The organism is Corynebacterium haematomassiliense, assembly GCF_013978595.1.
Taxonomy (GTDB): domain Bacteria; phylum Actinomycetota; class Actinomycetes; order Mycobacteriales; family Mycobacteriaceae; genus Corynebacterium; species Corynebacterium lehmanniae.
Window position 1 is genome coordinate 693,300 of the sequence record NZ_JACDTZ010000001.1, and the last position, 19,471, is coordinate 712,770.

Below are 19,471 nucleotides of genomic sequence, written 5' to 3' on the forward strand. Positions count from 1 at the left end.
CAAAGCAATTGCTTTACGACGCCACCTTCGGTCTACCCACGCCTAGGGCAGCACCGAAATAATTTCGCCGATGTCGCCGACACGGCGGCCCGTCTGGAACGGGATCTCCTCGCGGACGTGCAGGCGGGCCTCGGTGTAGCGCATGGTCTTCATCAACGCCTCGATGCGCTCGAGCGTCGGCGCCTCGAAGGCGAGCATCCACTCGTAATCGCCGAGCGTGAAGGCCTCGACGGTGTTGGCGCGCACATCCGCGAAATCGCGGGCCGCCATGCCGTGCTCCGCGAGGATGCGGCGGCGCTCCTGCGGGTCCATCACGTACCAGTCGTATGAGCGCACGAACGGGTAGACCGTGATCCAGTCCCCCGGCTCCTCGCCCATGATGAAGCTGGGGAGGTGGGACTTGTTGAACTCCGCAGGGCGGTGCAGACCGTTGCCGATCCAGCTCAGCTCCACCTTCTGCCCGAACGCGGTTTCGCGGCGGAAGTCCGCGAGCGCCTTCTGCAGGTGCTCGAACTCCTCGGCGTGCCACCAAATCATGAAGTCGGCGTCGGCGCGGATCCCGGTGTTGTCGTAGATGCCGCGGACAGTGACCACGCCTTCCTGCTCAAGGTTGGTGAAAAAGGCGCGAGCTTCGTCGATAAGCTCGCTGCGCTCGGCGCCAAGAGCACCAGGAACTGCGCGGAACACCGCAAACTGCAAAAACCGCTGCGTGGCGTTGAGTTTGTCAAAGTCGAGCTTGGCCATGTCTTGCCCCTTTCCTGCCGCAAGGCAGATCAAACAAAAGTCGGAGAACATTCTACGCCGTAGGTTCTGCCGCTCACGGCGCGCCTCCCCCAACGGCGCCGGTTGCTGGATACGTTTGACCCTGTGATGAAACCGGACACCACCTCCCCCATGTCCGCCGGCGGCGCGGGCAGCAACAGGGACGACCACGGCAACAGCGATTCCTGGCCCGCAGAGTTCAGCGCGGCCGTCGAATCCATGCACGCGGCGCGCCTGCGCCCAGAGATCACCCTGGGCACCATCCGCCCGCCACAGCGCCCCGCGCCGTTCAGCCACGCCGTTGGCCTCGAAGTCGCGCACGCTGACGAGGAAAACGTCCCGGTGGACTCTGAAGGCGACGCGTTCGGACGCCTAATCCTGCTGCACTCCCCCGCCGCTGAAGAGGCGTGGGAAGGCACCATGCGTCTGGTGGCCTACATTCAGGCCGACATGGACGACGCCGTGGCCTCCGACCCGCTTCTGCCTGACGTGGCCTGGCAGTGGCTCAACGAGTCGCTCGCAGAAACCGGTGCACGCCACACCAACCTCGGTGGCACGGTGACCTCGACCGCTTCGGTGCGGTTCGGCGAGATCGGCGGGCCGCCGCGCGCCTACCAGCTGGAGATGCGCGCCTCCTGGACCGCGGAGGGCACCGACCTCCAGCACCACGTGGAAGCTTTTTCCAAGGTGCTCGCCCACGTGGCAGGTTTACCGCCGGAAGGTGTGGCCCAGCTCAGCTCGCGCTAATATCTTTTCTTGATGAGTGCCCGGCTGGACTACCGCCTTGTAGACACGCCCGCCGCCTTCCATGAGGCGGCGGGCGCACTCGCGCACGGTCGCGGCCCGTTCGCCGTGGATACCGAACGCGCCTCCTCATTCCGCTACGGCGACCGCGCATTTCTCGTGCAAGTAGCGCGCCGAGGCGCGGGAACGTTCCTCATCGCCCCCGAAGGCCACCGAGACGAGGTCCGCGAGATCTTCGCCCCTGTGCTCGGCGGCCAGGAGTGGATCATCCACGCCGCGAGCGAAGACCTGCGCAGCCTGGCGCTGCTCGGGCTCCACCCCGGCGTGCTTTTCGATACTGAGCTCGCGTCGCGCCTAGTCGGCTACGACCGGCCGAACCTCGCCGCGATGGTCGAGCGTTTCGTCGGAGTTGAACTGGAGAAAGGCCACGGGCACGAGGATTGGTCCCGCACGCCGCTTCCCAAATCGTGGCAGGACTACGCCGCGCTGGATGTGGAGTACCTCAACGAGCTCGCTGAGGCCCTCACCGAGGTGCTGGACGCCGAAGGCAAACTCCGCTGGGCCTTCGAGGAGTTCGCGCACCTCATCTCCGTCTACTCGCTTACCCCGCGCCCTGTGAAGTCATGGCGCGACATGAAGGGCATCTCCTCCCTGCGCGACCAATCCGGCCTCCAAGTGGCGCGCGAACTATGGCACGCACGCGAGGAAATCAGCGAACAGCGGGACATCGCTCCAGGGCGCCTGCTGCCCAACCGGGCGCTGCTCGATATCGCCCTCGCTGAGCCGGATTCACCCCGCGGCCTGGCACGGGCCGTCGGAGGGAAGGGAATGCCCTCCCGGGAGGTTCGGCGCTGGCTCGGCGTGGTGGAACGCGCACTGGCGGCTGACCCCGCCACGTGGCCGCGTCGCAAAGACCCGCGCGCAAACGGCACGCCATCGAAGTCCGGGTGGGAGCGCCACTACCCAGAATCGTGGCAAATGCTGCAGCTGTGCCGCGAAGACATCGCCGCCAGCGCAGAAGACTTGGACATTCGCCCCGACATTTTGCTCACACCGGCAATTTTGCGCGAGACGGTGTGGAACGCACCTGACAACGGGCCGGCTTGGGACACCCACCAAGCAGCCTCGGCCCTAAAGAAGGCGGGGGCACGGCCGTGGCAGGTGGAACTTACGGCGCCAATTTTGGCCGCAGCCCACGCAGAGATGCTCGAACTGGTCTAGCGCTGACCTAATTTTCGGGATCCGCCAGGCTGGCCGCCCACTCGCGCACCTGCGCTGCAGCGGAGGCGGGATCAAGGCCGTACTCCTGCAGGATCTCGCCACGCGAAGCGTGCAACGGGAAGATGTCCGGGAATGCGAGCTGCCGCACCGGGGTATCCACTTCCGCAGCCGCGAGCGCCTCGGCAACAGCGGATCCCACGCCGCCGCGGACCACGCCGTCTTCGTACACCACCACCAGGTCAGCTTCCGCAGCCAATTCCAGCACGTCCGAGGAGACGGGGATGACCCAGCGCGGGTCAACCACGGTTGCCCGGATGCCGTCGGCAAGCACCGCTTCTGCGACCTCGAGGCCGTACTTCGCAAACGCACCGACAGCGACGATGAGCACGTCGATGTCGTCCTCGGTGCCCTCTCCGTCGAGGCGCGACAGCACGTCCGTGCCGCCGGAAAGTCGCTCCAACGCGTCAATATCTGCGCCGACAGCGCCCTTTGGGAAGCGGACGACCGTCGGGCCGTCATCGACAGCGATTGCCTCGGAGAACTCCTCCCGCAATCGGGCGGCGTCGCGCGGCGCCGCGATGCGGATGCCCGGCACAATGGAGGCGATTGCCATATCCCAGACACCGTTGTGGCTGGCGCCGTCAGACCCGGTCACACCCGCGCGGTCGAGCACCAGCGTCACAGGCTGGTTAATCAGCCCCACATCCATCAGCAGCTGGTCGAACGCCCGGTTCAAAAACGTCGAGTACACCGCAACGACTGGGTGCAGGCCGCCGAGGGCCATGCCGGAGGCGGATGCGACGGCGTGCTGCTCCGCGATACCGACGTCGAAGAAGCGGTCCGGGAACTGCTCCGCAAAAGGCTGCAGGCCGGTCGGGCCCGCCATCGCCGCGGTAATGGCCACAATGTCGTCTCGCTCATGGCCGGCGCGCAGCAACTCCTTGGTGAACACGGAGGTCCAGCCCGGCTCAGAGGAGGCGAGAGACCGTCCAGTCACCGGGTCAATCACACCCGTGGAGTGCATCTGGTCCGCCACGTTGTTCACGGCCGGCGCGAACCCGTGGCCCTTCTCAGTGACAACGTGCACGATCAGCGGGCCCTCGTAGCGCTTGGCGTACTTGAACGCGTTGAGCAGGCTCTTAATGTCGTGCCCTTCCACCGGGCCGACGTACTTCATGCCCAGCTCCGGGAACATTTCGGTGGGCAGCACCTGGTACTTCACGCCCTCTTTGAGCGCGTGCAGCGCGTCAAAGGTGCGCTCGCCCACCCAGCCCATGGACTTCAGCGTCTTCTTGCCGGACTCCATCACTTCGTCGTACGCCGGCTGCATGCGAAGCGCCGCAAGCTGGTCGCGCAGCTTGGTCAGGTTGTTGGCGAACCCGCCGATGGTCGGCGAGTAGGACCGGCCGTTGTCGTTGACCACGATGACGACATTGCGGTTGGCCGCCGCGATGTTGTTCAGCGCCTCCCAGCACATGCCGCCGGTCAGCGCGCCGTCACCCACAACGGCGACAACGTTGTCGCCGTCCCGTCCCATCAACGCCTTCGCCTTTGCAAGGCCGTCCGCGTAGGACAGCGACGCGCTGGCGTGCGAAGACTCGGTCCAATCGTGCTCCGACTCCGCGCGCGCGGTGTAGCCGGAAAGCCCGCCCTTCTTGCGCAGCGTGTCGAACTGCCCGCCGCGCCCAGTGAGGATCTTGTGCACGTACGACTGGTGGGACGTGTCCCAAATAATCGGGTCGTTCGGTGAATCGAAGATGTAGTGCAGCGCAATGGTCATCTCCACAACACCCAGGTTTGGGCCGAGGTGCCCGCCGGTGGCGGAGACCTTCTGGATCAGCATCTGACGGATCTCATCCGCAAGATCATCGAGCTGCGCAGGAGAAAGCTTGCGGACATCCGCTGGCGTCGCAATATGCTCGAGCAGTGCCACAGTCCTGTCGTACTCCTTCGCCGTATCGGGCGCGCCCCGAATGGGCGCAGCTGCCGTTTCGTTCACGCTAGTTTACACGCTGGCTTTTAGACGAATTCTCGTCCCGCTACACCGCTTCAAGCACCGCGATCACTTCGAAGTGGTGGGTGTTCGGGAATGCGTCGATAAGCTTCATCTGCTTCACCGCGTAGCCGTGTTCGCCAAAACCCGCCAGGTCGCGAGCGAATGTGGCCGGGTCGCAGCCGACGTGGATGATGCGCTCGGGTGCCGCCAGCGCAATTGCACGGACCACCTCCGCGCCCGCGCCTGCGCGCGGCGGGTCCAGCACAACCAAACCCGGCGGTCGCTCCAGCTCGCCCACGACCGCCGCCGCCTCGCCGTGGTGGACGCGCACATCGCAGGCGTCCGCGACCTGCTGGCGGCGGGAGGTTGCTGCGCTGGAGTAGTCCACCGACTCGATTCGGCCGCCGCCGAGCGCCTCGCTCATCGACGGCACGAACGCGCCGACACCGCCATAGAGGTCCCAGCCCACGCGGTTGGTGTACTCCCCCGCACCCCACTGCGCGATCACGTCCGAGTACGCCTCAGGGGCGCGCAGGTGCGCCTGCCAAAACGCAGTTGGTGGAAAGACGAAGTCGAACCCGCGCACGCGCTCCACCAGCTCACCTGGACCTTCAAGCACGCGCTCGACGCGCTCCACGCGGCGGCCGCGTTGCGCAGCCTGGGTCTCCACTACGTGGCGGGTGCCGTCGGCATCAACCGCAACGACAAGCTCGGCGCCGGGGGTGAACTTCTCGGCCTGTTCGCCCACGATGCCGTCAAGCAAGCCCGGCACCGGCTGGGTGCACGTCACTCCTGCGACAACGTCGGTGGAACGCGCCCGCCGCATGCCGGCGTTGCCCTGGCTGTCCACGCCAAGCCGGACGCGGGTGCGCCACCCGGTGACCGGCTGGAGCTGGACCGCCTCCACTGCACCAAGGTCGAGCGCGTCAAGCACCCCGAAGCGGGAAGAAAGCGCTCCAAGTTGTCCAAGCAGCACCTCGCGCTTGAACTCCAGCTGCGCATCTGCCTCGATATGGGAAAAGTCGCAGCACCCCGCGCCTGCGGCCGCCGCGGGGCAGGTGGGATCGACTCGGTGCGGCGACGGCTCAAGTACAGCGGTGGTCTCCGCGCGGGCCCAACGCTTCTTCACCTTCGTCAGCGTCGCCTCCACCGTGTCGTCGGGGATTGCGCCGCGGACGAACACCACGCGGCCGTCGGGCGCGTCGGCAATGCCTTCACCGCCGTGAGCCATGGCCCGGACATGCAAGCGCACCGGCTCCCCGACCGCGAGAGCGGGCGAGCCGGTGCCGTGCTGAAGCTCCGCCACTTACTCGGCAGCAGACGGGGTGTCGCCGCCTGCCTTCGTGCTGCCGCCGGCTGCGCGGCGCTCGCGCAGCTCCTGCAGCTGCTTCTGGTTCTCCGCGTTTTGGGCGATGATTTGCTTCAGCGCGTCGCTCAGGGCGTTCGGGTTACCCTCCGCCGGAGCCTGCGCGGACGCCTGACCCTGACGCGCCTTGGCCTCAGCCGCTGCCTGCACCTGCTGCGCCAGCTGCGCAGGAAGGACTACCTGCAGGGAGTTGCCGGCCAAAATCGGGTCCTCGCCGCGGTAGACGAAGGAGCGCGCGATGGTCTCGCGGCCGATCTCAGCGAGCTGGTCTTCAGACCCGGTCGGTGCTGCCAAGGTCACGCGGTAGAGCCAGCGCGGGCCCTCCACACCGATAATGCGGATGACGCCGTTTGTGCCGGTGCCCACGATCTCCTGGCCCCACGGGCCCTGCTGGATCTCCACCGGCATGCCTTCGGCGCGCATGCCCGCGATGATCTCCTCCGAGGATTCCTCCCACAGGCCGCCGGTGCGCGGCGCGGCGAATGCCACCGGGGTGATGCGGCCGTAGCGGGTGACTACGTGGACCATCTTGGGGCCCTGTTCGCCCATCTCCACCTGCACCTGGGATTCCTTCGGCAGCGGGACGCGGATGGAACCGAGGTTCAGGGTGACGTTGGAAAAGTCCGAGAAGTCGAAGTCCTCGATGTCCACGTTGTCGCCGTCGAACGGGCCGGTGGAGCCGCCGACCGGGTCGTAGTCCGTCAGCGCCTCCACACCAGCTGCGGCGGAAGCGACAGGTGCGGACGCGGGGGCAGCTTCCGGCTTTTCAACGGGCTTGTCGACGGGCTGTTCAGCGGGCGCAGCTTCCTCAGCCGCCTCGATCTTCGGCGCCGCCTCAGGCTCGGCCGCGGGCTGGTCCTGCTTCGGCTCGAGCGGCGAGGACGCTACAGGATTCTCCTGCTTCTGCTTCTTCTTTTTCTTGCCAAACGGCCAAAATGCCATCGGTGGTCACTCCCTAAATTGGTGGTCGCAGTTGAGTGTAATTCTTGTGTTTGCGGTTACTGACTGTAGCCCGTGCTAGTGCGTGCCGGTCGAGCCGTACCCGCCCGCGCCGCGCTGTGTTTCGTCCAGCGCCTCAACCTCGGTGAAATCCACCAATTCCACGCGCTGAATCACCAGCTGCGCGATCCGCATGCCGCGGGTGATCTCGATCGGCTGGGATCGGTCGGTGTTGAGCAGGCAGACCTTCAACTCTCCGCGGTAGCCCGCGTCGATCGTGCCGGGCGTGTTGACGATGCTCAACCCGTGCTTGGCGGCCATGCCGGAGCGCGGGTGGATCAGGCCGACCGTTCCCACCGGCAGCGCGATTGCCACACCGGTGGCCACCAGCGCCCGCTCCCCCGGCTGCAACACCAGATCTTCTGTGGAATACAGGTCCGCGCCGGCGTCCTCCGGATGTGCCCGCATCGGCATTGGCAGCTCCGGATCAAGGCGCTTGACTGGAATCGGCGGGAGCGGATCGCCACCGTAGGTGCTGTACGTGCTGTTTTGATTCTCCACCCGCCCCACACTACGTCAGTGCCGCTCCGGCAGCGCTACTTCGTCGGGGCACTGCGCCGGGCTCCCCCGTTGCTGCCGCGCAAGTATGTCCCTGCGTTTGCCCCGCCTATTGTGGAATGCGTGAGTGAGACCGCTTCGACCCCTTCAAACCCCGGCTCCGAGAATGCAGCACCGGCTGCGACGGCACCTCAGGCAAAGGTGTTGTACACGGAGCGCCAGTGGGTGCCTTGGTATTGGTGGGCTGCCCTCGCCGGGCTCGCTCTGCTGCTCGCCGGGCAGTTGGGCCTCAACCGCAACGTGTGGTGGTTCGCAGTTCCGCTAGTGCTGTTCACTGCCCTGTTCGCGTGGTTTTTGTTCTGGCTGTCGCGCACCACAGTCTCCGTTGAACAGGATCCGGACGGCACGCGCTGGCTGCTCGTCGACGACGCGAACCTGCCCAACACAGTAGTTTCACGCTCGATGGTGGTGCCGGGTTCCGCCCGCCAGAATGCGTTGGGGCGCCAGCTGGATCCGGCGGCGTATTTGGTCTCGCGCCCCTGGGTCAGCGAACACGTGCTGATCGTCTTGGACGACCCGGAGGACCCCACCCCGTACTGGCTGGTCTCCTCGAAGAACCCCGAAGCGGTGCTGGCGGCCTTCGCGCCAGGCACTACCGCCGGGTAGCCCGGAGCGTCACAGCAGACAACAAAGGGCGGCGCCATCTGTCGGGATGGGGCCGCCCTTTAGCCGTCGATAAGCAGCTGCCTACTCGCAGTCGAGGCAGATCTTGGAACCGTCTTCCTCGGTGTAGGCGAGGCGCTTGTTCTTCTGTACGAGGAAGCAGGACGCGCAGGTGAACTCGTCGTCCTGGCGCGGCTTGACCTCGACGTTGAGTTCTTCGCCGGAGAGGTCCTGGGTCGGAGGCTCCACCGGTTCCACGATCTCGCCATCGTCGTCCATGCTGCTGCCAGCTACTTCAGCAGCCTTGAGACCTTCCAAGGAATCGGTCTCAATCTCGTCGTCCATGCGGCGGCGAGGCGCGTCGTAATCGGTGGCCATGGTGTGTGTCCTCCAGCTCAGCGTGGTCGCCCCGGGAGGGGCCTGAATGTCGTTATTTGAGCGGAATACTAGGTCAAACACATAGCCCTGTCATCTTTCCTGCTCAGAAGCAGAAAACTTCAGTCGCGATGCGCAGTAGCAAGGCGGAACTGCCGTGACGTTTGTACACTTCACTGCATGACAGAACAGGCCCTAGGTTTCGGCGTTGATGTGGGCGGCTCCGGCGTGAAGGGGGCCGTAGTGGATCTGCGCACCGGCGAATTCGTGAGCGAACGCGTGAAGATTGCTACGCCGCAGCCGGCAACGCCGGAAGCGGTGGCCGAAGTGGTCGCGCAAATTGTCCGGCAGTGCGATTGGGACGGCCCCGTCGGGGTCACCCTCCCCTCCGTGGTGACGCAGCAGGTCGCGCGCACCGCTGCCAACATCGATGAATCGTGGGTGGGCACCAATGTGCACGACCTGTTCACCCAAGCGCTGGGCCGCGATGCCGTCTCTGTGCTCAACGACGCGGACGCGGCCGGCATCGCCGAGGTGGCCTTCGGCGATGAGGCCGCCCGCAAGGGGGCAGTCATCTTCCTCACCTTCGGCACCGGCATCGGGTCGGCGTTTCTCATGGACGGCACGGTGTTCCCCAACACCGAACTCGGGCACATGCTTATCGACGGCACCGAGGCAGAGCACCTCGCCTCCTCCGCGGCAAAAGACCGGGAGGAGTTGAGCTACAAGAAGTGGGCCAAACGTGTGGATAAGGTGCTCCACGAGTACGACCGGTTGTTCAACCCGGCCGCGTTCATCGTCGGCGGCGGGATTTCCCGCCATTCCGAAAAGTGGGTCCCATTGCTCACGGTGGACACCCCGGTTGTTCCAGCAGCGTTGCGCAACCGTGCAGGAATCGTGGGGGCAGCGATGGCCGCCCAGAACCATGTCGCACCGTAGACCAGCCTGAAGGTTGTTGTACGGTGGTTGCCGTTAAACGGTCAGTCCGCGGGGGAAGGAATACTCCGCTCGGACGACTGTTAATATTGGCGTTCTGAAAATTTCGGGACGCATACGTACCCTGGATTGCCAGTGGTAAGGTCCGATTGACTCGAAAGGGCGTACGTGGTAGCCAGCCAAGCTTCAAGCAACAGTGCCGACGACGTGACTGCGGTTTCGTCCGACGGCGGCGCAGGCAGCGTTGCCAAGTCCAGCGCGAAAAAGACAGCCAAGAAAGCTGCGAAGAAAACCGCGAAGAAGACCGCCAAAAAGACGGTGAAGAAGGCAGCTAAGAAGACTGCGAAGAAGACCGCAAAAAAGTCTGCCAAGAAAACTGCCAAGAAGACGACGGCGAAGAAAGCCACAGCAAAGAAGGCGACCAAGGCCGCGAAAAGCGCCGCGGGCGATGCCGACGAGCTGGACGACGAGCTTCAGTCCGTCACCGGCGGCGCGGACGAATTGGACGATCAGGATTCCGACCGCGATGACGCGGATTACGATGCGGAGATCGGCGACGATGACGATGCCTTCGACGAGGATATCGACGGTGCTCTCGGCGACGACAGCGAGGATGACGACGACCTCGGCGAAGACGGCGACGATGACGAGGACGAAGAAGACGAGGACGAGGGCTCCTCTGTCTGGGACATCGAGGAATCTGCCGCGCTGCGCCAGGCGCGCAAGGATGCGCAGCTGACCGCCTCGGCCGACTCGGTGCGCGCCTACCTCAAGCAGATCGGCAAGGTTGCCCTGCTCGATGCTGAGCAGGAGGTGTCCCTGGCCAAGCGCATCGAGGCTGGGCTGTACGCGCAGTACCGCCTCGACGAGATGGCGCGCGCCGCCGCGGAGGGCGACAAGGACGCCAAGCTCACCCCGGCGGTGAAGCGCGATCTGCGCGCAGTGGCGCGCGACGGCCGGAAGGCGAAGAACCACCTGCTGGAGGCGAACCTTCGTCTGGTGGTCTCCCTTGCGAAGCGCTACACCGGCCGCGGCATGGCTTTCTTGGACCTGATCCAGGAGGGCAACCTGGGTCTGATCCGTGCCGTAGAGAAGTTCGACTACTCCAAGGGCTACAAGTTCTCCACCTACGCCACCTGGTGGATCCGCCAGGCCATCACCCGTGCGATGGCGGACCAGGCGCGCACCATCCGTATCCCGGTGCACATGGTCGAGGTCATCAACAAGCTCGGCCGTATCCAGCGCGAGCTGCTGCAGGATCTCGGACGCGAGCCCACGCCGCTTGAGCTGGCGAAGGAAATGGACATTACCGAGGAGAAGGTCCTCGAGATCCAGCAGTACGCCCGCGAGCCGATCTCCCTCGACCAGACCATCGGCGACGAGGGCGACAGCCAGCTCGGCGACTTCATCGAGGACTCCGAGGCTGTCGTGGCGGTGGACGCGGTGTCCTTCACCCTGCTGCAGGACCAATTGCAGGACGTGCTGCACACCCTGTCCGAGCGCGAGGCAGGCGTTGTGCGCCTGCGCTTCGGGCTTACCGACGGCATGCCGCGCACCCTCGACGAGATCGGCCAGGTTTACGGCGTGACTCGAGAGCGCATCCGCCAGATCGAGTCCAAGACCATGTCGAAGCTGCGCCACCCGTCCCGTTCGCAGGTGCTGCGCGACTACCTGGACTAACAGCCTGGTTTTGGCCCGAAACGCGTAAACGCCCCGACCGCTCGTGGTCGGGGCGTTAGCCGTCGAAAAGCAAAGTGCTTAGTTGTTCAGGCTCTTTTCAATCTCGTCCTCGATGCAGGACTGGTACTGCTCGTTATCGCCCTGGAACTGCTCGCACGCCTCCATGACTCCGTCGTCCAGCAGCTGCTTCGCCACAGAGATGCCGAAGATGAGCATCAGCGCGGACAGGATGGTGGCGATGGCACCCATGACGATGCCGGAGATCGCCATGCCCTTGCGGGAGCCCGGGCCGATGATGGAGTTGGCCTTCTTCACGCCGACGATGCCCAGGATCAGCGCAATCACGCCGAGGATGAGGCCCGGGAAAAGGAAGAGCAGGCCCAGCAAGGACAGGATGCCCAGGATCATCGCTGCGAGGGCGACACCGTTGTTCTGCTGGGGCGGTGCTGCCTCGTAGCCGTACGACGTCGGCGGCTGGTTGTAGTTGCTGCCGGCCATGCCGTAACCGGCGTGGCCAGGCTCGCCGCGGGTGTAGTCCGGCTGCAGCTGCTCGGGGGCGGTGTAGTCGCCATAGTTGGAAACGCCCTCCGGGTGGCCGCCAGCAGGGTTGGTGCCGTACTGGCCGCCACCGTAGGGGTTTTCACCGTACGGGTTCTGGCCGTTCGGATTTTGACCGTTCGGGTTCTGGCCGTTGTAAGGGGTGCTCATCACAATTCCTTTCGTTTCATTGCGGTGCACGCCACCCTACCGGTGGGGCTACCAGTCTCGCAGGAAGGCGATGCGCTCGCGCAGCTGCTCGGCGTTGCACAGCGCGGTGGGCGGCCCGCCGCAGGCTTTGCGCACCTCCGTGTGGATCGCGCCGTGGGGCCGGCCGGTCTTCCCGGCGGCGATGGCCACACGGGCGTTGAGCTCCTTGCGCAGCGCGGGGATTTCGTCCGCGGCGGTTGTGGCGTTAGAGGCAGCTGCCGCTTCCTCTGCCGGGACGGGCTTCTTCACCGGCTCGCCAAGCACCTCCGCACGCTCGCGGGCCTTGCGCTCCTCTGCCCTGCGCGCCCGCTCCTCGGCGTCGCGGGCATCCAGTTGGTCGCTTTGCCGCTTGGCCAACAACGTTCGCACCTGGTCGGCGTCGAGCAGGCCGGGCAGGCCGAGGAAGTCCTGCTCTTCGGCGGAGCCTGCTTGGGTGGGCGTGCCGTAAGTCGAGCCGTCGAAAATCAGCGAGTCCAGCTCGGCGGACGCGCCGATGGATTCGTAGGACGGCATGTCGTCCGGCTCGGTCTGCGTGCGGTTTGCTTGATCCAGCAGCTCGTCGGACCAGCCGGATTCTCGGTGAGGTTTGCCCAGGACGTGGTCGCGCGAGACCTCCATCTCCTCCGCCAGTCGCAGCAGCACCGGCACGGAGGGCAGGAAGACCGAGGCGGACTCGCCCGGCATGCGCGAGCGCACAAAACGGCCGATCGCCTGCGCGAAGAACAGCGGAGTGGACGCTGAGGTGGCGTAGACGCCAACTGACAGGCGCGGCACGTCCACGCCCTCGGAGACCATGCGCACCGCCACCATCCACTCGTCGCGGGAGGCGGAGAACTCGTCGATACGCTCCGACGCTCCCGGCTCGTCGGACAGCACCACAGTGACCGGGGTGTTGGACAATGTCCCCAGGATCTTCGCGTAGGCGCGGGCGGTGGTCTTGTTCGTGGCAATGACCAACCCGCCGGCGTCCGGCATGTTGGCGCGGATCTTCATCAACCTGGTGTGCGCCGCGGAGAGCACAGCCGCGATCCAGTCGCCCTTCGGGTCCAACGCGGTGCGCCAGGCGCGGGTGGTTTGCTCGGCGTTGAGCGGCTCGCCAAGGCGGGCGGAATACTCCTCGCCCGCCGAGTCCTTCCATTGCGCCTCACCCGAGTACGCGAGGAAGACCACGGGGCGCACCACGCCGTCGGCAAGCGCATGCGAGTAGCCGTAGGTGTAATCGGCCTCCGAGACCAAGTGCCCTTCGCCGTCTTCGACGTAGCGCACGAACGGGATCTGCGAGTCGTCGGAACGAAACGGTGTGCCGGTCAGCGCAAGTCGGTGCTCCACATCGTTGTACGCCTCGTAGACGCCGTCGCCCCAACTCTTGGAATCGCCGGCGTGGTGGATCTCGTCCAAGATCACCAGCGTGCGGCGGGCAGAAGCCACAGCGTGGTGCTTGAAGGGGTGCATGCCCACCTGCGCGTAGGTGACCACGATGCCGTCGTAGGAGGCGTTGACCGCGGACGAGTTGGTGAAGTTCGGGTCCAACGACAGCCCGAAGCGCTTCGCCGCGTCGGACCACTGGTGCTTCAGGTGCTCCGTGGGCACCACCACGATGATACGCTGGACAGTCTTGTCCTCTTTCAGGCGAGAGGCCAGGGTGAGCGCGAAGGTGGTTTTGCCCGCGCCAGGGGTTGCCACGGCCATGAAGTCGCGCGGCTTGTCGCGGAGAAACGAATCAAGGGCCTCCTGCTGCCATTTGCGCAGCTGGGGCCCAGAAGTCGCGGCGGTCACTTGCGGCGCAGCCCCTTGTAGATCCGCTCGCAGTCAGGGCAAACCGGGGACCCGGGCTTGGCCTGCTTTTTCACCGGGAAGGTCTCGCCGCACAGCGCCACCACCATTTTTCCGGAGATGGCGGAATCGACGATCTGGTCCTTCTTCACGTAGTGGAAGAACTTGGGGGTGCCGTCGTCCGTGGTCGACGAGGTGTCTTCCCTGAGGTCCGGGCGCTCGAGCGTCTTCGTCGTCGTATTCACGGCAACCATCATGCCCCAATTTGGGCGAGAGGTTAAGCCGGAGGGCTAACCTCAGAGTTCATGAGCGCCAACGACCACACATCCACCGGGCGCGCCTCCCGCCACTCACGCCGGGGCAGGAGATCCCGCGCGCTGATCACGGACGCTTCCTACACCCCGGAGCAAAACAGGCAGTCGCGCGAGAAGCAGTACGCCGTCTTGCAGGGGTTGCGCCTGCCGTTCATCGTCGCGGCGGTGGCCGCGGCGTGGGCGAACTGGTGGGTGCTCGCCGGCATTTTGTTCGTGGTGTCTGTCCCGCTGCCGTGGATCGCCGTCGTGCGCGGCAACGCGCAGGGCGAGGTCCGGGATACCCGTCAGAAGAATGTGTACAAGCCGGCGGTGGCGCGCCAGGAGCAGCAGATGCTGGCGCAGCAGCAACGCACGGCGCTGGATTCGGCGGAGAAGGACCGGTCTAGCTCCCCCGCTATCATCGACCACGACGAATAGCCCCCTCGCACCGCAGGAGTTTTTGCGTGACTGCCCCAGATGATCTCTCCCCTCACCTTCCCGCAGTTGCCCAGGCGCTTGCCGCAGAACTCGACGCGGCGGGTTTCAGCGCCGACGGCGTCGCGGCCCACCTCGGCCCGGAGGCGACCGAGGCGCTCTACCGCCGTGAGCCGGGTGTCGTTCTGGCGGCGTGTTCCGACGACGCGCGCTTGTCGCGCCTGATCCGGTTCTTCCTGCTGCGCCGCCCCGCCACAGCGGAGGCGTTGAGCGACATGCTCACCCCGAAACTTGCGCTTTCGCTTATCGACGACCACCTGGTCCTGCCCGTCGCCGACTCGTCCACGTACCGCATCGCCGTTGACGTGCGCCCCCACGTGGTGGCCGGCAAGCCGAGGCTGGTGCTCTCCGACCTCGACGCGTCCATGACGGACCACGTCCCGGGCCGCGACCACGTCCTCGGCGTCGGCTCGGCGTCGCTGTCGCTGCTGTCCGCGACACCGTGCACTCCGGTGGATTCGGTGCTGGATTTGGGCACCGGCTCCGGCATCCAGGCGCTCGCGCAGGCGGACGCCGCCACGCGCGTGGTGGCCACGGACGTCCACGCCCGCGCGCTGCAGTTCGCCGAGGCGACCATGCGGGCGAACGGGGTGGACAACGTGGAGTTGCGCGAGGGCGCATGGTTCGAGCCGGTGCAAGGCGAGAGATTCGACCGCATCGTGGCCAACCCGCCGTTTGTGGTGGGGCTACCGGAGGTGGGGCATGTCTACCGCGATTCTGGTTTGGACCTCGACGGCGCAACTGAGCTGGTGCTCGGCCAGGCGCCGGAGCACCTCGCCGAGGGCGGCCGCGCGTTCATCCTTGGTTCGTGGGTGCATGTGCTCGACCAGTCCTGGCAGGCCAGGGTCGCGTCCTGGCTGCCGTCCCACGGCGTGAGCGCCTGGGTGCTGCAGCGCGATGTGGTCGATCCCGGCATGTACGTCTCCACGTGGCTGCGCGACGAATCCATCGATCCGCGCTCTGACGAGGGCGTCGCGCGCACCGTGCAGTGGCTGGACCACTTTGCCGACAACGACGTCCACGCAGTGGGCTTCGGCTGGATCCTCCTGGAAGACATCGGCGACGCTCCCAGCGAGATCACCTGCGAGGAACTGTCCCAGCCGTTCACAGACCCGCTCGGCCCGGAAGCGGAAGAGTACTTCACCCGCACCGCCTGGCTGCGCGGCAAGGACCGCGACGACGTCCTCGACGCGAACTATGTGGTCCGGCCGACGGTAGCGCTGGAAGACATCAAGCTCGCCGACACCGAGCTCGGGATGGGGTTCGCCGATGAAACACTGCGCATCACCCGCACCGACGGGCCGCGGTTTTCCCACACCATCGACGCTGGCATCCTCTCGCTGATCTCGGGACTGCACCCGAACGGACTGCCGTTACGGGACGTTGTCAGCCTGTACGCGGCATCGCGCGGGCTGGGGCAACCGGAGGACGTCGACAAACTTGAAGCGGATGCGGCGGGCGCTGTGGTTGACCTTGTGCGCCACGGGCTGATCCTTCCCGCTGAAATTGCGCAATTGACTCACCTTTAAACAGAACGGAGCAGCAATGAAAGCAGTACTCACGCGTGTGACAAGCGCGTCCGTGACCGTGGACGGCGAGACCGTCGGTGCGATCGACTGTCCCGACACCGGCGGGATCCTCGCTCTCGTCGGCGCGGGCCGCGAGGACGCGGACGATGCGTGGGAGACGGTTGCGCGCAAGATCGCGGAACTGCGCATTCTCGACGGCGAACGGTCGGTGGAGGATGCTGACGCTCCGGTGCTGCTGGTCAGCCAGTTCACGTTGATGGGCCGCACGGCGAAAGGACGGCGCCCGTCCTGGAGCGACGCTGCACCTGGCGACGTCGCGGAACCGGTGATCGGCAATATTGCCGAGGCACTGCGCTCGCGCGGCATCCACGTCGAGGAAGGCCGATTTGGTGCGCATATGCAGGTCGAAAGCGTCAACGACGGTCCCTTCACCGTGATCGTCGAAGCGTGACCTGAATATATTTCCCGCGGGCGGGAACACTGGGCGACAGCTGAACGTTGCCCATCTAGACTGCCCAGCTGTCCCACCCAGCTTTTCCACCTAGTCCGAGGAGGCGTTGCCACATGACCCAACCGGATCACGCTGCACAGGGAACCAAGGAATCCGAAGAGACCGTCGACCGCGGTAGCCGGAGGAACCAGACAAACGACAACCCTTCTGCGGACCTTGTTCGCGTCTACCTCAACGGCATCGGCAAGACTGCCCTCCTCAACGCTGAGGAGGAGGTCGAACTCGCCCAGCAGATCGAGGTCGGCTTGTACGCGCAGCGCCTTTTGGACGATCCGGAGGTGAAGCTCACCCGCGCGAAGAAGCGCGACCTGAAGATTCTGGCGAAGGAAGGCCGCAAGGCGCGCGCCCACCTGCTGGAAGCCAACCTGCGCCTCGTGGTGTCGCTGGCGAAGCGCTACACCGGCCGCGGCATGCCGCTTCTGGACCTGATCCAGGAAGGCAACCTGGGCCTGATCCGCGCGATGGAGAAGTTCGACTACTCCAAGGGCTTCAAATTCTCCACCTACGCCACGTGGTGGATCCGCCAGGCGATCACGCGAGGCATGGCGGACCAGTCCCGCACGATCCGCCTCCCAGTCCATCTGGTGGAGCAGGTGAACAAGCTGTCCCGCATCCGCCGTGAGATGTACCAGTCCCTGGGCCGCGAGCCCACGAACGAGGAGCTGGCGGAGGAATCCGGCATCGAGGAATCCAAGATTGAGATGCTGCTGCGCCAGTCGCGTGACCCGGTGAGCTTGGACATGCCGGTCGGTGCCGACGAGGAGGCGCCGCTGGGCGACTTCATCGAAGACGCCGAGGCCACCGATGCCGAGGACGCGGTGGTGACCACCCTGCGCCACGACGATATCGAGGACATCATTAACGGCCTCGAGCAGCGCGAGCAGGACGTCATCCGCATGCGCTACGGCTTGACCGACGGCGTGCCGCGCACCCTGGACCAGATCGGCCGCCAGTTCGGCCTGTCGCGCGAGCGCGTCCGCCAGATCGAACGCGAAGTGATGGCGAAGCTGCGCGCCGGCGAGCGTGCCGACCGCCTGCGCGATTACGCGCTCTAAGCTGCCGCAGTCAGCACACGTTTACAGCCCAGCGCCCCGCATGAGGTTCACCGGTACCGCCGCGGGTGCTGGGCTACAGTGTTGCCACATGGTTTTTGGACCCCGAGCCAGCACCGCGATTGGAAGGGAGCATCACAGTGCGTGACCTCGTTGACACCACAGAGATGTATCTGCGCACCGTCTACGAACTGGAAGAGGAAGGCATTACGCCGCTGCGCGCGCGAATCGCGGAACGCCTCGAGCAATCCGGCCCCACCGTCTCGCAGACGGTGGCTCGCATGGAGCGCGACGGACTGATCGTGGTCGAGCACGACCGCTCCCTGTCGCTGACCGATGAGGGGCGCCGGCGCGCCACCGCCGTGATGCGCAAGCACCGTCTTGCAGAGCGCCTGCTTACGGACGTGCTGAAGCTGGACCTCGCCCAGGTCCACGAGGAGGCGTGCCGGTGGGAGCACGTCATGAGCGAAGATGTGGAGCGCCGCGTCGTCGCGGTGCTGGACAACGCGGACCGCTCCCCCTTCGGCAACCCAATCCCCGCACTCGACGAGCTCGGCGCAGCCGCCAGCACCGCCGACCAAGCGGGCACCCGCGCCAGCGACCTCCGGCTCAAGGAACCTGTGCGCGCAAAGGTGGTGCAGATCAGCGAGATCCTGCAGGACGGCGCACTGCCAAGGGCCGCCGGCCAATTGGTGGGCCAGACGGTGGAACTGCAGCCGCTGGAAGACGGCGCACTGGAGGTGTCCACAGATAAGGGTGAGACTTTCGTTCTCACCGCGGATGTCTCGCATGCCCTTCGCGTGGAGCGCGAAGACTAGCCAGCACGGAAAGGACTGCCATGAAGCTTGTTGTCACCGGCGGCGCCGGCTACGTGGGCAGCGTATGCGCTGCCACCCTGCTCGAAGCGGGACACGAAGTGATCGTCGTGGACGATCTGTCCACCGGCAACCGTTACGCCGTTCCGGAAGGCGCCACGTTTGTCGAAGGTGAGATCCGCGACGTCATCGACGATGTGCTCGCCGCAGACGGCGCCGCACCGGTGGACGGCGTGCTGCATTTTGCGGCGAGGTCCCTTGTCGGCGAGTCCATGGAGGACCCCGCCAAGTACTGGCACGGCAACCTCGACGTTTCGCTGGCTCTGCTCGATGCGATGCGCCGCCACGGTGCGAATTCGCTGGTCTTTTCCTCCACTGCCGCCACCTACGGAGAACCTGACGTGGTGCCGATTACGGAGGACGCTCCCACCCGGCCGACCAACCCGTACGGCGCGACGAAGTTGGCCATCGATGACGCCATCACCTCTTACTGCAACGCCTACGGCCTTGGCGCAACCAGCCTGCGCTACTTCAACGTCGCCGGCGCGTACAACGGCATCGGCGAAAACCACATCACGGAGACGCACCTGATCCCCATCGTGCTGCAGGTGGCAATGGGCTACCGCGACAAGATCATGATGTACGGCGACGACTGGCCCACGAAGGATGGCACGTGCGTGCGCGATTACATCCATATCCGGGACCTCGCAGACGCGCACGTGCTCGCGCTTGAAGCCAACTCCCCCGGCACGCACCAGATCTACAACTTGGGCTCCGGCGACGGGTACTCCGTTCGCGAGGTGGTCGAGGTTTGCCGCGAGGTCACCGGCCACCCAATCCCGGCGGAGGTGGCGCCGCGCCGTGCAGGCGACCCGGCGACGCTGATCGCGTCCTCGGAGAAGATCCGCGACGCCCTCGGATGGAACCCGACGCGGACGCAGCTGCGCACCATCGTCGAAGACGCCTGGGAGTTCACCCGCCAGCTCGGGGACCGGTCGCATTCCGCACGCTAGACG

The 19,471-nt window shown here is 65.7% G+C and carries 20 protein-coding genes; 11 read left to right on the forward strand and 9 right to left on the reverse strand.

Annotation, left to right across the window (positions count from 1 at the left end; translation table 11 throughout):
• Nucleotides 1-42: 42 nt before the first annotated feature.
• Nucleotides 43-744: a hydrogen peroxide-dependent heme synthase gene (gene hemQ / locus H0193_RS03365; protein WP_181888549.1), complete on the reverse strand. Its 702-nt coding sequence runs from the start codon at nt 742-744 to the stop codon at nt 43-45.
• Between the two features lie 150 nt (nt 745-894).
• Between hemQ and H0193_RS03370 the strand changes: the two genes are divergently transcribed.
• Both H0193_RS03370 and H0193_RS03375 read left to right on the forward strand, forming a co-directional pair.
• On the forward strand, nt 895-1,509 hold the full coding sequence (locus H0193_RS03370; RefSeq protein WP_236883496.1) for a DUF3000 domain-containing protein: 615 nt from the start codon (nt 895-897) through the stop codon (nt 1,507-1,509).
• A 12-nt stretch (nt 1,510-1,521) separates the two neighbouring features.
• Entirely contained in the window at nt 1,522-2,727 is a 1,206-nt protein-coding gene (locus tag H0193_RS03375) for an HRDC domain-containing protein (RefSeq protein WP_181888550.1), read from the forward strand.
• 7 nt (nt 2,728-2,734) lie between these two features.
• On the opposite strand, the gene dxs is transcribed toward H0193_RS03375, so the two are convergent.
• The 4 genes from dxs to dut form a co-directional block, all read right to left on the reverse strand.
• On the reverse strand, nt 2,735-4,660 hold the full coding sequence (gene dxs, locus H0193_RS03380; RefSeq protein ID WP_181888551.1) for a 1-deoxy-D-xylulose-5-phosphate synthase: 1,926 nt from the start codon (nt 4,658-4,660) through the stop codon (nt 2,735-2,737).
• Nucleotides 4,661-4,766: 106 nt separating this feature from the next.
• Nucleotides 4,767-6,029: a class I SAM-dependent RNA methyltransferase gene (locus H0193_RS03385; RefSeq protein ID WP_338026582.1), complete on the reverse strand. Its 1,263-nt coding sequence runs from the start codon at nt 6,027-6,029 to the stop codon at nt 4,767-4,769.
• Nucleotides 6,030-7,031: a DUF3710 domain-containing protein gene (locus H0193_RS03390; RefSeq protein ID WP_181888552.1), complete on the reverse strand. Its 1,002-nt coding sequence runs from the start codon at nt 7,029-7,031 to the stop codon at nt 6,030-6,032.
• Between the two features lie 75 nt (nt 7,032-7,106).
• The gene (gene dut / locus H0193_RS03395) at nt 7,107-7,589 is read right to left on the reverse strand and encodes a dUTP diphosphatase (RefSeq protein ID WP_338026583.1); all 483 of its coding nucleotides are present in this window, start codon (nt 7,587-7,589) and stop codon (nt 7,107-7,109) included.
• Nucleotides 7,590-7,709: 120 nt separating this feature from the next.
• Here dut and H0193_RS12290 point away from each other — a divergent pair, with 120 nt between their 5' ends.
• Nucleotides 7,710-8,252 (forward strand): DUF3093 domain-containing protein, encoded by a 543-nt coding sequence (locus H0193_RS12290; RefSeq protein ID WP_239306938.1) that lies wholly within the window; start codon nt 7,710-7,712, stop codon nt 8,250-8,252.
• An 81-nt stretch (nt 8,253-8,333) separates the two neighbouring features.
• Here H0193_RS12290 and H0193_RS03405 read toward each other — a convergent pair whose 3' ends face one another.
• A complete protein-coding gene (locus H0193_RS03405; RefSeq protein WP_181888555.1) occupies nt 8,334-8,627 on the reverse strand; it encodes a DUF4193 domain-containing protein in 294 nt (97 codons plus the stop codon).
• Between the two features lie 177 nt (nt 8,628-8,804).
• Between H0193_RS03405 and ppgK the strand changes: the two genes are divergently transcribed.
• On the forward strand, nt 8,805-9,563 hold the full coding sequence (ppgK, locus tag H0193_RS03410) for a polyphosphate--glucose phosphotransferase (RefSeq protein ID WP_181888556.1): 759 nt from the start codon (nt 8,805-8,807) through the stop codon (nt 9,561-9,563).
• Nucleotides 9,564-9,728: 165 nt separating this feature from the next.
• Nucleotides 9,729-11,240: an RNA polymerase sigma factor gene (locus H0193_RS12295; RefSeq protein WP_181888557.1), complete on the forward strand. Its 1,512-nt coding sequence runs from the start codon at nt 9,729-9,731 to the stop codon at nt 11,238-11,240.
• A 78-nt stretch (nt 11,241-11,318) separates the two neighbouring features.
• Here H0193_RS12295 and H0193_RS03420 read toward each other — a convergent pair whose 3' ends face one another.
• From H0193_RS03420 to H0193_RS03430, 3 genes are read right to left on the reverse strand one after another with little or no spacing between them, the layout of a single operon-like run.
• Complete coding sequence (locus H0193_RS03420; protein ID WP_181888558.1) at nt 11,319-11,948, reverse strand: DUF4190 domain-containing protein; 630 nt, start codon at nt 11,946-11,948, stop codon at nt 11,319-11,321.
• Between the two features lie 48 nt (nt 11,949-11,996).
• Nucleotides 11,997-13,763 carry a DEAD/DEAH box helicase family protein gene (locus H0193_RS03425; protein WP_181888559.1) on the reverse strand — a complete coding sequence of 589 codons (1,767 nt, stop codon included), beginning with the start codon at nt 13,761-13,763 and terminating at the stop codon, nt 11,997-11,999.
• Nucleotides 13,760-14,014, reverse strand: coding sequence for a DUF3039 domain-containing protein (locus H0193_RS03430; RefSeq protein WP_063936916.1), 255 nt, complete (start codon nt 14,012-14,014; stop codon nt 13,760-13,762). The genes H0193_RS03425 and H0193_RS03430 overlap by 4 nt, the downstream gene beginning before the upstream one ends.
• 51 nt (nt 14,015-14,065) lie before the next feature.
• On the opposite strand from H0193_RS03430, the gene H0193_RS03435 reads away from it, so the two are divergent.
• The 6 genes from H0193_RS03435 to galE all read left to right on the forward strand — a co-directional run bounded on the left by H0193_RS03435 (nt 14,066) and on the right by galE (nt 19,468).
• A complete protein-coding gene (locus H0193_RS03435) occupies nt 14,066-14,491 on the forward strand; it encodes a DUF3099 domain-containing protein (protein ID WP_181888560.1) in 426 nt (141 codons plus the stop codon).
• Nucleotides 14,492-14,517: 26 nt separating this feature from the next.
• The gene (locus H0193_RS03440; protein ID WP_181888561.1) at nt 14,518-16,077 is read left to right on the forward strand and encodes a DUF7782 domain-containing protein; all 1,560 of its coding nucleotides are present in this window, start codon (nt 14,518-14,520) and stop codon (nt 16,075-16,077) included.
• Between the two features lie 16 nt (nt 16,078-16,093).
• Entirely contained in the window at nt 16,094-16,528 is a 435-nt protein-coding gene (gene dtd / locus H0193_RS03445) for a D-aminoacyl-tRNA deacylase (RefSeq protein WP_181888562.1), read from the forward strand.
• Nucleotides 16,529-16,641: 113 nt separating this feature from the next.
• Nucleotides 16,642-17,643: a sigma-70 family RNA polymerase sigma factor gene (locus H0193_RS03450; RefSeq protein WP_181888563.1), complete on the forward strand. Its 1,002-nt coding sequence runs from the start codon at nt 16,642-16,644 to the stop codon at nt 17,641-17,643.
• A gap of 137 nt (nt 17,644-17,780) precedes the next feature.
• Nucleotides 17,781-18,458 (forward strand): iron dependent repressor, metal binding and dimerization domain protein, encoded by a 678-nt coding sequence (locus H0193_RS03455; protein WP_181888564.1) that lies wholly within the window; start codon nt 17,781-17,783, stop codon nt 18,456-18,458.
• Nucleotides 18,459-18,478: 20 nt separating this feature from the next.
• Nucleotides 18,479-19,468 carry a UDP-glucose 4-epimerase GalE gene (galE, locus tag H0193_RS03460; RefSeq protein ID WP_181888565.1) on the forward strand — a complete coding sequence of 330 codons (990 nt, stop codon included), beginning with the start codon at nt 18,479-18,481 and terminating at the stop codon, nt 19,466-19,468.
• Nucleotides 19,469-19,471: the final 3 nt, after the last annotated feature.

Bases quoted from the DNA above. Each gene is read 5' to 3' on its own strand.
- dtd (WP_181888562.1), top strand. From the start codon at position 16,094: ATGAAAGCAGTACTCACGCGTGTGACAAGCGCGTCCGTGACCGTGGAC.
- H0193_RS03370 (WP_236883496.1), top strand. From the start codon at position 895: ATGTCCGCCGGCGGCGCGGGCAGCAACAGGGACGACCACGGCAACAGC.
- H0193_RS03430 (WP_063936916.1), bottom strand. From the start codon at position 14,014: ATGGTTGCCGTGAATACGACGACGAAGACGCTCGAGCGCCCGGACCTC.
- hemQ (WP_181888549.1), bottom strand. From the start codon at position 744: ATGGCCAAGCTCGACTTTGACAAACTCAACGCCACGCAGCGGTTTTTG.
- ppgK (WP_181888556.1), top strand. From the start codon at position 8,805: ATGACAGAACAGGCCCTAGGTTTCGGCGTTGATGTGGGCGGCTCCGGC.
- H0193_RS03435 (WP_181888560.1), top strand. From the start codon at position 14,066: ATGAGCGCCAACGACCACACATCCACCGGGCGCGCCTCCCGCCACTCA.
- H0193_RS03375 (WP_181888550.1), top strand. From the start codon at position 1,522: ATGAGTGCCCGGCTGGACTACCGCCTTGTAGACACGCCCGCCGCCTTC.
- H0193_RS03390 (WP_181888552.1), bottom strand. From the start codon at position 7,031: ATGGCATTTTGGCCGTTTGGCAAGAAAAAGAAGAAGCAGAAGCAGGAG.
- galE (WP_181888565.1), top strand. From the start codon at position 18,479: ATGAAGCTTGTTGTCACCGGCGGCGCCGGCTACGTGGGCAGCGTATGC.
- H0193_RS03450 (WP_181888563.1), top strand. From the start codon at position 16,642: ATGACCCAACCGGATCACGCTGCACAGGGAACCAAGGAATCCGAAGAG.
- H0193_RS03420 (WP_181888558.1), bottom strand. From the start codon at position 11,948: ATGAGCACCCCTTACAACGGCCAGAACCCGAACGGTCAAAATCCGAAC.
- H0193_RS03405 (WP_181888555.1), bottom strand. From the start codon at position 8,627: ATGGCCACCGATTACGACGCGCCTCGCCGCCGCATGGACGACGAGATT.